The sequence below is a fragment of the Aurantibrevibacter litoralis genome, assembly GCF_034651555.1.
GTDB classification, from domain to species: Bacteria; Bacteroidota; Bacteroidia; order Flavobacteriales; family Flavobacteriaceae; genus Aurantibrevibacter; species Aurantibrevibacter litoralis.
On the sequence record NZ_JAYEEQ010000001.1, the window covers coordinates 77,570 to 90,182 of the forward strand.

At 38.5% G+C, this 12,613-nt stretch carries 9 protein-coding genes; 4 read left to right on the plus strand and 5 right to left on the minus strand.

Translation table 11 applies throughout. The annotated features are described in order from the left end of the window. Nucleotides 1-109 precede the first annotated feature (109 nt). Complete coding sequence (locus U1E44_RS00340) at nt 110-1,441, minus strand: sugar porter family MFS transporter (RefSeq protein ID WP_322928868.1); 1,332 nt, start codon at nt 1,439-1,441, stop codon at nt 110-112. 477 nt (nt 1,442-1,918) lie between these two features. After that, on the minus strand, nt 1,919-3,160 hold the full coding sequence (locus tag U1E44_RS00345) for a 3-deoxy-D-manno-octulosonic acid transferase (RefSeq protein ID WP_322928870.1): 1,242 nt from the start codon (nt 3,158-3,160) through the stop codon (nt 1,919-1,921). A 117-nt stretch (nt 3,161-3,277) separates the two neighbouring features. On the opposite strand from U1E44_RS00345, the gene U1E44_RS00350 reads away from it, so the two are divergent. The 4 genes from U1E44_RS00350 to U1E44_RS00365 all read left to right on the plus strand — a co-directional run bounded on the left by U1E44_RS00350 (nt 3,278) and on the right by U1E44_RS00365 (nt 7,400). Next, the gene (locus U1E44_RS00350) at nt 3,278-4,432 is read left to right on the plus strand and encodes a DegT/DnrJ/EryC1/StrS family aminotransferase (RefSeq protein ID WP_322928871.1); all 1,155 of its coding nucleotides are present in this window, start codon (nt 3,278-3,280) and stop codon (nt 4,430-4,432) included. 184 nt (nt 4,433-4,616) lie between these two features. Beyond that, nucleotides 4,617-5,633 (plus strand): UDP-glucose 4-epimerase GalE, encoded by a 1,017-nt coding sequence (galE, locus tag U1E44_RS00355; RefSeq protein ID WP_322928872.1) that lies wholly within the window; start codon nt 4,617-4,619, stop codon nt 5,631-5,633. Nucleotides 5,634-5,649: 16 nt separating this feature from the next. Then, nucleotides 5,650-6,927 (plus strand): metal-dependent hydrolase family protein, encoded by a 1,278-nt coding sequence (locus tag U1E44_RS00360; RefSeq protein ID WP_322928873.1) that lies wholly within the window; start codon nt 5,650-5,652, stop codon nt 6,925-6,927. A gap of 104 nt (nt 6,928-7,031) precedes the next feature. Beyond that, nucleotides 7,032-7,400: a hypothetical protein gene (locus tag U1E44_RS00365; RefSeq protein WP_322928874.1), complete on the plus strand. Its 369-nt coding sequence runs from the start codon at nt 7,032-7,034 to the stop codon at nt 7,398-7,400. Nucleotides 7,401-7,443: 43 nt separating this feature from the next. Here the strand turns inward: U1E44_RS00365 and U1E44_RS00370 are convergent, their stop codons facing one another. The 3 genes from U1E44_RS00370 to U1E44_RS00380 all read right to left on the minus strand — a co-directional run bounded on the left by U1E44_RS00370 (nt 7,444) and on the right by U1E44_RS00380 (nt 12,380). Then, complete coding sequence (locus U1E44_RS00370) at nt 7,444-8,139, minus strand: DUF2490 domain-containing protein (RefSeq protein ID WP_322928875.1); 696 nt, start codon at nt 8,137-8,139, stop codon at nt 7,444-7,446. Between the two features lie 102 nt (nt 8,140-8,241). Beyond that, nucleotides 8,242-8,532, minus strand: coding sequence for a hypothetical protein (locus tag U1E44_RS00375; protein ID WP_322928876.1), 291 nt, complete (start codon nt 8,530-8,532; stop codon nt 8,242-8,244). After that, entirely contained in the window at nt 8,526-12,380 is a 3,855-nt protein-coding gene (locus tag U1E44_RS00380) for an nSTAND3 domain-containing NTPase (RefSeq protein ID WP_322928877.1), read from the minus strand. Before U1E44_RS00380 ends, U1E44_RS00375 begins: the two co-directional genes overlap by 7 nt. Nucleotides 12,381-12,613 lie beyond the last annotated feature (233 nt).

Sequence of the window (12,613 nt, forward strand, 5' to 3'; positions counted from 1 at the left end):
AAAATCTAATAATGGTGCAGATAGATTTTTATTATATCAATCATAATACCTATCGTGTTTAAACCACAGGCTACAGTTTTTGGCGACCAATTGTATTTATAAATGAAGTTTAGGCTTTTAGCCTTGTTCCACTGAGTTTTTCGCTAAGCGCTTCTAAGGAAACTCCTTTGGTTTCCGGCATCATAAAACGAACAAAAAGTAACTGAAGCACCATCATAAAAGCAAATATTCCAAAAACAATACCGGGGCCAATAAGGGCAAATAAGGTTGGTATTGATGAAGGGATAATCCAAGCCAAAACCCAATGCACCGAACTGCCAAAGGCCTGTCCTGAGCCTCTTAAATGATTCGGAAATACTTCCGAGATAAACACCCAAATCACCGCACCTTGTCCTATGGCATGTGAAGCAATAAATATGAAGAGAAAGATGGGTACCGCCATACCCTGCCAATCTAGGATAAAAGCGGCTGCAACCAGAGACAATGAAATAATGTAACCTACAGAGCCAAAATACATCAGTTGTCTTCTGCCGAGCTTATCTATCAGGGATATGCCAATTATGGTGAATAATAGATTTGTAGCTCCAATCCCAATGCTGCTCAAAAGTGCCGTGCTTTCACCCAAGCCGGCGGCTTCAAAAATTCTGGGAGCGTAGTATAGAAAGGCATTGATGCCTGAAAATTGATTAAAAAAAGCAATAAGAAAGGCTAAGGTTAACGGAAATCGGTATTTTTTCATAAAAATACTTTCTGTGGCATCACTGTCTTTTTTATGAACATCCATATCGTGCTGCAGTTGTGCTACGGTAAGTTCCGGATTTAATTTTGCCAACACTTTTTCGGCTTCAAGAGTTCGGTTTTTTGTTAGAAGCCAACGCGGACTTTCCGGCACAAAAAGGATAAAAATAGAATATACAATGGCAGGAATTGCTTCTACACCAACCATCCAACGCCAATCGTTTTCGCCCATGCCACTCAATAGGTAATTGGAGAAAAAGGCGATTAAAATTCCAAATACAAGCATGAATTGGTAGAGCCCTACCAGTCGGCCACGATCTTTGGCTGGGGCTATTTCGGAAATATAAGCCGGAGCAGCTACCGTAGATGCACCTACACCCAAACCACCGAGAAATCTAAAAAAGCCAAAGGTGATGGGGTCGTTTGAAAAAGCAGAACCTATGGCAGAGACCGAATAAAGTATTCCAATCCATATTAAGGTTTTTTTTCTTCCTATTTTGTTGGTAGGGATACCACCAAAAATGGCGCCTACAACAGTACCAAATAAAGCCATACCAATAACGACGGTACCATGTATAACGTCTGATGAATTCCATAAGAGCTGTAATTTTTTTTCCGCTCCAGAAATAACTACGGTATCAAATCCAAACAAAAAGCCGGCTAGAGCGGCTATAAGGGAAATTCTTAAAATCTTGGAATCCATAAAAAGTGGGTATTGGTTTGTGTAAAACTAACAAAAAAAAGTAAGGTTAAGCAAGATTTGTTCAAACCCTTTTCAATCTAAAGATTCCCCGATCCTTGGGTTGGGGTTTCCTATTTATCGCTCCTTTGGAGCGATTGGAACTGCCTTTTTGCAGTTCCAGGTGAGGTAAAATACGAAATTTCGGTTTTTGGCCCAAAGGCCAAAACGAAACTGGCGAAACCCGTATTGAGCGCAGTAGAAGTATACCCCTATGGCTTGCCTCGGGAAAAGTCAGTTTCAAGAATTTTTTTATTGCACTACTTCGCCAGATAAAAGATTATCATTCCGTTGCGGATGTTGACGTTCGGCTAAGCAGCATATCCACCGAACAACGAAGGAAGGCGAAACAGGAACGGCATTAATTACAGGTACATAAACATTCACCGATCAAAGTTCCCTGGGTGCACCAAGGGGTATAATGCGCATACACAAGATCGGTTAGGGAAGTAAAAGGGTATTAGTAAAGGAACTAATTTTAGAGCTAGCGCCTTTGTTTTGCAGAATGTAAGTGGCATTCGCTTGTCCTGCCGTCTTTCGAAAACTAGTATGGGCAAGAAACCGATCCATCAACTCAGAAAAATCGGTCGCATTATTTATACTAAAAACACCTTGTAAAGCAACTAAATCTGCTACCTCTTTAAAACCGCTATAGCGCGGGCCTATAATTACCGGAATTCCAAATACGGCGGGCTCTAAGGTATTATGTAGGCCAGTTGCAAATCCCCCGCCAACATAGGCTGTATCGGCGTAACTGTACACTTTGGTCAATAAACCTATAGTATCCAAAATCAACACATCATAATCTTCAATGGTTTTTTTCGAGAGTTCAGAATAGAGAATCGTTTTTTTCTGAAGACTATTTTTCAGGCCATTTATTTTTTCCGGAATTATTTTATGAGGTGCAATAACGTATTTCGTCGGTGCATTAGAAGTATTGATATAGTTGGCAATAACAGCCTCATCTTCGGGCCAGGTGCTGCCTGCAACGACACAAAGGGCATCTTGTTTAAATTGTGACATAAACGACAGCGTATTATCGCGTTCCAAAATTTCCGACACGCGATCCAGACGGGTATCTCCGTTTACGGTAACCCGGGTAATTTTTATAGATTGTAGCAGTTCTTTTGATTGTTCGTCCTGCACAAAAAGATGCGTAAAGGCCCCAAGTGCCCTACGCATGAGGCTTCCGTGCCATTTAAAAAACAGTTGATTAGGGCGAAAAATTGCCGATATGAGAAGCGTAGGAATCGTTTTGCGTTGCAAGGTTCTAAGGAAATTAGGCCAGATCTCGTATTTTACAAAAATAGCCAAGACCGGCTGTGTAATCTCTAAAAAACGAACCGCATTGCGGCGTGTATCTAAGGGTAAGTAGGTTATAAAATCGGCAGCATCACTATTCTTTTTTACTTCATATCCCGATGGAGAAAAGAATGTTATAAGTGTTTTGTAATGCGGGTACTGGGCCTTTATTTTTTCAATAACGGGCAATCCTTGTTCAAATTCGCCCAAAGAAGCGCAATGCATCCAAACTACCTTGTCGCCTTTGGTAATGTGCTTTTCCAAATAAGGAAAAACCCTTTTTCGCCCTGAGGCAAACAATTTTAATTTCGGATGAAATAGACCCGTAAATCCGACGATTAGCGAGGCAATGTGAATAATAAAGTCATAGATTAGGTACACCCGAATTTTCTTTAGGGCTAAAATACGGTACTTTCCCTAAAATCATTGGTCACAGTTCCGTATTTTTGTACTATCGTTAGCGCAATGCACCTTTTGCCAAAACTAAAGAAGACCCGTATGAAGAAAATACAAATGGTTGACCTCAATGGCCAATACCAAGATATTAAAGAAGAAATAAACGCCTCCATCTCCTTTATTCTAGAAAACGCAACCTTTATTAATGGGCCGGATGTGCATGGGTTTCAAAAGGAATTGGAAACCTATTTAGGGATAAAACATGTAATTCCTTGCGCTAACGGTACCGATGCCTTGCAAATTGCAATGATGGGCTTGGGGTTAAAACCGGGCGATGAGGTTATAACGTCGGATTTCACTTTTGCGGCCACAGTGGAGGTTATAGCACTATTGCAACTTACCCCGGTTTTGGTAGACGTAGATCCTGATACGTTTAATATAGATCCTGTAGCCATAGAAAAGGCCATTACCTCCAAAACGAAAGCTATTGTCCCCGTACATTTATTTGGCCAATGCGCTCCTATGGATGCCATTTTAGAAATTGCTGAAAAGCACGGACTTTATGTTATTGAAGATAATGCGCAGGCCATTGGCGCTACACATACATTTAAAGACGGACTTAAACAAAAAGCAGGTACTATGGGGCATGTAGCAGCCACCTCCTTTTTCCCGTCTAAGAACTTAGGGTGTTATGGTGATGGTGGTGCCATTTTTACGAACGATGATGTTCTGGCGCATACCCTCAGGGGAATTGTAAACCATGGCATGTACGAACGGTATCATCATGATGTGGTGGGGGTTAATTCTAGGCTCGACTCAATTCAAGCCGCTGTATTGAGAGCAAAACTGCCACTGTTAGACGAATATAATAATCGACGCAGAACGGCTGCCCGTGCTTATTCAAAGGTTTTAGAAGGCCATAAAAATATTTTGATTCCCAAAATGGTCAGTGGGTGCTCCGGTATATGTGAAAATTGTGATTGTCATGTATTTCATCAATATACCCTGAGAATTTTAAACGGAAAAAGAGACGCTTTGGTGGCACATTTGGCAGAAAAGGGAATTCCCTGTGGCGTGTATTATCCCATACCGCTGCATCGCCAAAAAGCGTATTCGGATGATCGCTATAAAGAATCCGATTTTCTCGTTACCAATCAATTGGTGACAGAAGTAATTTCTTTGCCCATGCATACCGAATTGGATGACGAGCAGATTCAACGAATTACCAGTGCTGTGTTAGATTTTTTGGGGAACTAGTGCTCGGTAATGATAAAAGCATCCTTGAACCACAAATACCTTCACCCGAAACACTCATGAAATATTTGTAAAAGGCTGAGGGAGTTAAAGCGCTGTAACGGTATTGGTTTGAAGGGAATAACCTATATTCGGTGCGTTATTTTGATATGCCGAAATACTAAATGTATAATTTAAAGATAGTAGTGTGAAGATAGTTGTTACCGGAGGTCTAGGATTTATAGGATCGCATACCGTGGTGGAATTGCAAAATCAGGGTTTTGAAGTGGTCATTATTGATGATCTTTCCAATTCTTCTGAAAAGGTGTTGGAAGGCATAGAAGCAATTACTAGCAAAAGACCCGTTTTTGAACAACTCGACCTCAGAGAAAAATCAAAGGTTCAGAATTTCTTTAATCGGCATAAGGACATTGAAGGAGTCATTCATTTTGCAGCGTCCAAGGCCGTTGGCGAAAGTGTAGAAAAACCTTTATTGTACTATGAAAACAATATTGGCACTTTAGTGTATGTGTTGCAAGAATTGGCAGTTAAAAAGCAGGCACGCTTTATCTTTAGTTCATCCTGTACCGTTTACGGTCAGGCAGACACGATGCCCATTACAGAAAATGCACCTATAAAACCGGCGGAATCGCCTTACGGAAATACCAAACAGATCGGCGAGGAGATTATTCGGGACTCCTGTAAAGTGATGCCCGGATTGCAAGCCATCGCATTGCGTTATTTTAATCCTATGGGTGCCCATCCGAGTGCTAAAATTGGTGAACTTCCCATAGGGATACCACAAAACCTAGTGCCATTTATAACGCAGACAGGAATTGGTGTTCGCCAGGAACTTTCCGTTTTCGGAGATGATTATCCTACAGCAGACGGTACCTGTATTCGCGATTATATTCATGTAGTAGATTTGGCCAAAGCCCATGTGGTAGCCATGCAGCGATTGCTTCAGGGAAAAAATAAAACCAATTATGAGGTTTTTAATATTGGTACAGGCAAGGGAAGTTCGGTGTTAGAGGTTATACAGAGTTTTGAAAGAGTTTCTGGCAAGAAATTAAATTATAAAGTGGTAGCACGGAGACCGGGCGATGTCATTTCAGCCTATGCCGACACTACCAAGGCCAATACGATTTTGGGCTGGAAAGCACAATCTACCTTAGATGAAGCCATGAAATCGGCTTGGGATTGGGAACAAAAAATTAGAAATTAACCTAAACCATACCCTTATGAAAAATTCCATGACACTCTTATTTGCGCTTGTCTGCACCGGTATGTGGGCACAAGATAGGTACCTCCAATGCGGTAGTATTGTAGATACGCAAACAGGTAAAATAGCCACCGAAAAAACCATTGTTGTTGCCGGTAATAGAATAAAATCCATTCAAAATGGGTATGTAAATGGGGCAGATGGCGATGCGGTTATCGATTTGCGAAATAAAACGGTGCTCCCGGGACTTATCGATTTACACGTGCATATAGAACAAGAATTTGGTCCTACGACGTATACCGACAAATTTCTGATGAATGAAGCCGATGTCGCTTTTGCAGCCACAGTTTATGCACAAAAAACGCTCATGGCGGGGTTTACTACCGTGCGCGATCTAGGAGGTACGGGCGTAAATATTTCCCTAAGAAACGCTGTAAACAAAGGCTTGGTAAGTGGGCCTCGGATTTTTACCGCCGGCAAGTCATTGGCAACTACGGGAGGTCATGCCGATCCTACAAACGGAATGAGAAAGGAGCTTATGGGCGATCCCGGCCCAAAGGAAGGAGTAGTAAATTCTCCTGAAGACGGCAGGAAGGCCGTTAGGCAACGCTATAAGGACGGTGCAGATGTCATCAAAATAACCGCTACAGGAGGGGTGCTTAGCGTTGCGAAAAGTGGCCAAAATCCGCAATTTACACTCGAAGAGATTAAATCGATCACGGAAACTGCCAAAGATTATGGGTTTTCGGTGGCCGCCCATGCCCATGGTGACGAAGGTATGAAATTGGCTGTATTAGGTGGAGTAACTACCATAGAACACGGTACGCTAATGAGTGAAAACACTATGGATTTGATGATTAGCAATAAGTGTTATTTAATTCCAACACTAAGTGCCGGAATTCAAGTAGCAGAAAAGGCAAGAGTACCCGGATTTTTCCCTGAGGTGGTAGCACGAAAAGCACTGGAGATTGGCCCAAAACACATGGCTACGGTGCGTAAGGCAAATAGCAAAGGGGTGCTAATGGGTTTTGGTACCGATGCTGGTGTTTTTCCTCATGGGTTAAACGCCATAGAATTTGGTTACTTATTAGAGGCCGGAATTTCGGTAGCGGCATCCTTAAAGGCAGCTACGGTTACTAATGCCTACCTTTTGGGGATGGATACGCAATTGGGGCAATTAAAAGAAGGGTTTTTAGCCGATATTGTTGCCGTAGAAGCCAATCCAATGGATGAGGTGCGTACCTTAGAAAAGGTCGTTTTTGTTATGAAAGACGGAAAAATATATAAAAACGAATAATTGGCAGCCTCAAAACAGCAGGGAGGATTCTCGGGTCCGTCAAGGAAGTGCATATTTTGAAACCGCCCGCCAAACTTTAGAAGCGTTTATTTCGTATTATATATATGACGGTAAATTTTTCAAACAGTTCCGAATTATTGGTGCATGCGCAACAGTCTAACATGTATGAAAAATTACTGGCACAGCTTCAAAAGGATTTTCATCTTGCCAATATCGCTATTGATCTTCAATCCAAAACAGATGCGCAGTATGTGTCGCCCCATATTTTAAAAACTGTGCTGCATGAAAAAATATATCGCCTTATATTAGAGCGCTTCACGGAATATTTGAATTTACTGTATATTATTGATGTGCCTGAAAGTGCGGTAAAAAATAGCGCCGTGGAAGACGTAGTAGAAGTGGCAGCACGCGTTTCTTTTTTAATCTTAAAAAGAGAATGGCAAAAAGTGTGGTTTCGTGCCACGTATAGCTGAATGAGTACGCTTTGTTCCTAAAAAATGCGAGGCGTACTCCTTCTTACAAAGTAACGTACGCAAAAATATTAACCTGATCCCTGCCCCCTTTATTTAAAAACTGATTCATATAGCCCACTTCAAACCGCAAAGTACCGTTTACTTTGTAGCCTAGGCCGCCGTAGAGTCTATTTCGATCGAAAACAATATTTTCGGTGTTCAGAAAAAGTTCGTTGTAGGCAGAAAGATAGAAAGTGTTGTCGTCTGTTTCCTTTTGGGTCAAAGGGAGCGTTGCTGCCAAAAAATAGCGAAATCGGCCTCTGAAATCACTTTCAATAAACCGTTGTTCTAACCGAAACCGGTGTTGTACAGAAAAAGTTCGGAAGGTATGCCTGTAAATGTATTGCTGAAAAATGCGATGTTCATCTAAGTCAACCTTCTCATCGAGTCCGGAAATATAATTTTCACTGTGGATAAAGCCATAGCCCAATAGTATATTGTGATTGTTTTCGGTGAGGTTATACCCAATTCCCGTGCGCAACAAAAGCTGTTCCAGATCGCTTATGGCGTCATAATTACGATACTGTACTTCGTGATGCCAATTCCATTTCTGGTTTATTTTTTTGTTCCCGATATAAATTAGCCAATTCCCCAAATCGCTACTTTGGGCATATACCCCTAAAGGAATGAACCAAAGAAGTAGCAGGGCAAATACGTAAGATTTTTGGGTGAAAGCTGTTGTTTTTTTGTTTTTTAGCATGTGTTAAAGGAAATAGTTGCGATGTATAGTATATAAATTATAGCATTGTTACAAGTAATTTTTTCTATTCTTTACTTCATGAAATCAGACACCAACAAATTTTTAACCGATTCCATTTCGTAGTTCCAACCAATGTATTGTAGATAAAAATATTCTTCTCGAATTCTGGGCAAAGTAAGTATGGTAAATAATTTCAGCATTTCGCAACTTTAATTCAATTGTTTCAATTAATACCTGTACATCTTGAATTTTTAATTTGTCCTTACTTTGTGTTCCGCTATTAAAAATAGCGTGCAAATTTTGATCAAATAGGCCATTACCTTGTTTTATAGCCAATGCAGAAACAATGGCATCCTTTTGAGTTGTATAATCTGTTAATGTTTCTCTTACCATCCTTCCCTTCCATTTTCATCTCTATCCTGGTCAATATCAGCTTGGATTGATTTTAGCACCTTTTGAAAAAAGTCTTTGGTCTCTGGGCTCTTAACCTTCGAACTTTTTAAAGTGTTCTCTAACAAATCCTTTAATTGTAAGTCTACAGCAAATGGTTGACCAGGTGTGCCTGATTTAACGCCCAAAGAAGTCAACGAAATATAGCATTGAGAGGTGAACTCTTTAAGCTGTTTTTCTTCCTTGATATTTTCGTTCCCTGCTTCTAGAAGCATTATTATCAAATCCAAAAATGCCTCATTTTTTTGTTTGAATTCAGATAGTGATTGGACAATGCTCAATAATTTTTTGTAGTCCGAATTGTATTTTTTAATCAGCTCAGCATAGGTGTTTTTTATAGGACTGTCTACGCTTTTGCTTATAGCAAATAATTTAATGACGTTTTTTGCATAGAAGTGCTCGTACAACTCGAAATCAAAATCTACAAACCAATTTAAAATCATTGAAAATATTTCTACTTTTTGCTCTTCCGATAACTGAGCAGTAATCGTATTTCCGGTATGGGTTGGCACATATTCATATCCTAAAAGGCTCTTCTTTTCAACTACATATTTACGTTTATATAGAAAGCGATTTTGGATATATTCCAGAACGATTGAAAAACCATCTTTCCTAATGATTTTGTTTAGGAACCGTTCAATCGAATAAGGGATATTAAGATGAAGAGTGTATTTAAGTAGTAAGTCTTTGATTTCTGTGTAATTCTTCTCTTCGGCTGGATCAAATGCCAAAAACAAGCTATCCAAATGCCTTTCATTGCAATTCAGTAAGAACTCTTTTATATTCTTTATGGCTATGTCTTTATCAAAAAAGAAAAGGGTCGGAAGGCTTGACGAAAGATTGAAATAATTCTCTACTGTAGAATTTTGAAATACAGAACTGATAAGTTCAATATCCTTCTTTGTCAATGCACTCCAATTCCCAGATTTATTAAAAACATTGTGAATCATGAAAGAATGATACACATGAAGCATACAATTCCTTGCTTCAATCGTTTTTTCCTTCTGAAGTTTTTGTATGTATTCCCAATATATGTTCTTATAATCTTCTGAAAACCTAAACTGCCTTAACATGCCCGAACAATACTTAACAACAAAGGCTTTGTTTCCTTTCCAAAGGTGATTAGCGAATTCTTTTGTTTTGTTCAGGTCAGATGAAATGACATCTAAAAATTGATAAAAGTAGTGTGGTTCATATTCACTTTGATCAATAACCTTAACTAATGCGTTTCCCAAGTTAGTACCGGAGTTGCTATTAACCAATTTTTCTGATTCTATTTGATAACGTTCTCTTTCTTCGTTAATCTTTCCTTCATACTTCGGATTAAATAAATCCAACAATCGTTCAGCGAGATCATTCTCAGATAGATTCTCATTTATTTTATAAATGGTTTCAAGATAAGAAGCATCAATTCCCCATCGTTTGAACCAGTACAGTTGGTCTTTGACAAATTGTTTATGCTTTAATTCAAGAACATTTTTGGAAGAAGTTGCGAGTAAGAAATCCAATACAGTTTTAATTTCTTTTTTACCCTTATAGTTTTTATTCTTAGCGGCAAATATTTCCCTCGGTATATCAACAATTACTTTAAAAGTTTCTTCCTTAAGTTCTTTGGATGTTTCATTCTGAAAGAAATCAATTATTAGGTCAATTATCTCCTCCCTAAGCTTTTTTACATATTTATTCTCAGGGATGTGAAGTGTATATATTTGAATTGAGTGCTTTTGAAATAGGTGTGATTCAGTATCGGTAAACTCAAGTTTCAGTATTGCTTTTAAGGCTTTGAGTGCAAATAACTTCAAGTCCCCATCTATTTTTTCTAATTCAGCTTTACTCGCTGTAAGTATTCGATTCTGTCTTTTACATGTAAAACCTTCAAATCGGTCGCTTTTTCCAAAACTGGCAATATTGGAAATTACTCCATCATCGTTTAGTATTTGGTAAAGTCTTCCTGAATACGAGTATGCTTGTAAGAAGTAATCTTCCAACTGAAATAAGCTATGAAGTATACGCTTAAGGTTGTTAATAGTGGAATCAAAGGAATAATTCTTATAGGCTAATGATCGTAGAAATTCTTCATACAAAGGATGTTCTACATCTGAGTATATGGAGAGTATTTTTTTAATGGTCTCTACGGCCAATAATGGCATAGTATAAGTTATGGCATATACTGTATCAAGAATTCTTGTAATCTCCCTGTCATCATTGGACTTATCTATCCGAGTAATGTATTCTTTCAAAAGGTTTTCCAGAATAGAATTTTCTTGTTTGTCCTGATATACATAGCCTATGTTCTTTATGATATTATTAATAAAGGCTCCGTATTCTGGTAATTTTTTCTCCAACCATTTTTTCGAGCTGATAGCCTCTTCTAAAATCAAATCACTGTACATGTCTGGTTTGATGTCAAATTGATACCTTCCAGAAATAATGTTTTGCGCTTTCATTGCTTGTAGCACCATGTCTACATCTTCTTCTGAAAGGCTTTCTGTAGAGGAAATTTGCTGGATGAGATTCCTGTCTTCAATCTGAATTGGCTCAATAAGAGCAATTAGCGTTACGATTTTTTTAATATCCTTCTTGGGAATCTCCTTTTCTTCACTCGTTGTTGTTATGAATTGTTCAAAATATTGCTTTACGTATGTTTTAAGAAAGGAATCCTTCTTAATATCCGTGAGACGAGTTCCGGCTTTAATGGTTCTGAGCAATGTCATAATCATAATCGGTACTCCATGGGTTAGTTCAACGAAAAATCCCAAGTATTCTTCAATTCTATACCCTTTTAGCTCCCATTCCAAAAACTGAACTGTTTCCCCTCTTGTTAATTGATCAAGTTGGATAGGCTCAATTCGATCGGTTTTATCCTTTGCTGTTATCTGGCTAAGAACTTGGTTCAAAAATGGAGTTCTAACCGTTAATAACAGCTTTACTTCATTATTCTTTATGCCTTTAATGAGAGTAATTAAATCGGCAATATCTTTTTGGTCAAATTTATCTGCATCATCAAGCAAAACTAAATAGTTCCTTTCACCTGATAAGGCAGTTTGTAACACTTGTAAATTGATTTTGTGTGTTACAATTACTAATGCTTTCCAGTCATTGTTCTGGTCCACATATTTTTTGAAGAACTCAACACAAAGTCTTGTCTTGCCAATTCCAGCTTCACCACTAACAACTGCAATTTTTTTAGTGTTATCCTGAATAAACTTATTGATCACTTTAAGCTTATCCTTTCTATGATAGAATTTATTGTATAGCTCATAAGAAGTATTTGTGGACGAATTGAGTTCTTCATGGAAAAACTCTGAATATTCCTGAATAAGAAACTTTGTTTGGTCAGTATACCAAAGTTTAACAATCGGATGATGAGCTAAAAATGTATGAATTTTGGCTCCGTCCCAAACATCAAATTCAACTGATTTATCAACATCTTCAAGAGCTTTATCGGCTATTTGCTTTATCTCTTTTCTTTGCGCAGGATTCAATTCAACATTGGTAATGAATACTACCGCTGTCTCATCCTGAATATTCTTTTCAATATCTTTTTTGACCTGGCTCTTTAGCTGATTGAAACCTGCTATTCTGCCAGTATCAGGATGATGAAATTTTGCTTGAAATCTCCATTTCCTTTGTTTGCTATTGTATTCACCTTCAAAAAGGCCATCTATACCTTGATCTGCACCCGGAGCGGAAAAAGGAACAAAGTCCTTCCCTATCTCAAAGCTCAAAAAGTCATTGCAGAACGATTGGAATTTATCCCCATTAAAATCTGACCAATTGATTGAATTCAATTCTTATATAATTTAATTATGTACGTTTAACGCTCAATCCTGTATGGCACACAACAACCAAATATACTCAATAAAAAAAATCTGGGTGAGGATAAAGCACAAGAACAAGACGATCCACAGTAGACATCAGCACCCGAAGGGGTAAATGCCATAAAATCTGAAAAATAGAAAAAGTAAATCTCTTTTCATTTTTATTAAAAATGAACCACATGAGATGGCTACAAAACGCCAAA

Bases quoted from the DNA above. Each gene is read 5' to 3' on its own strand.
- U1E44_RS00360 (WP_322928873.1), top strand. From the start codon at position 5,650: ATGAAAAATTCCATGACACTCTTATTTGCGCTTGTCTGCACCGGTATG.
- U1E44_RS00340 (WP_322928868.1), bottom strand. From the start codon at position 1,441: ATGGATTCCAAGATTTTAAGAATTTCCCTTATAGCCGCTCTAGCCGGC.
- U1E44_RS00375 (WP_322928876.1), bottom strand. From the start codon at position 8,532: ATGGTAAGAGAAACATTAACAGATTATACAACTCAAAAGGATGCCATT.
- U1E44_RS00350 (WP_322928871.1), top strand. From the start codon at position 3,278: ATGAAGAAAATACAAATGGTTGACCTCAATGGCCAATACCAAGATATT.
- U1E44_RS00370 (WP_322928875.1), bottom strand. From the start codon at position 8,139: ATGCTAAAAAACAAAAAAACAACAGCTTTCACCCAAAAATCTTACGTA.
- U1E44_RS00365 (WP_322928874.1), top strand. From the start codon at position 7,032: ATGACGGTAAATTTTTCAAACAGTTCCGAATTATTGGTGCATGCGCAA.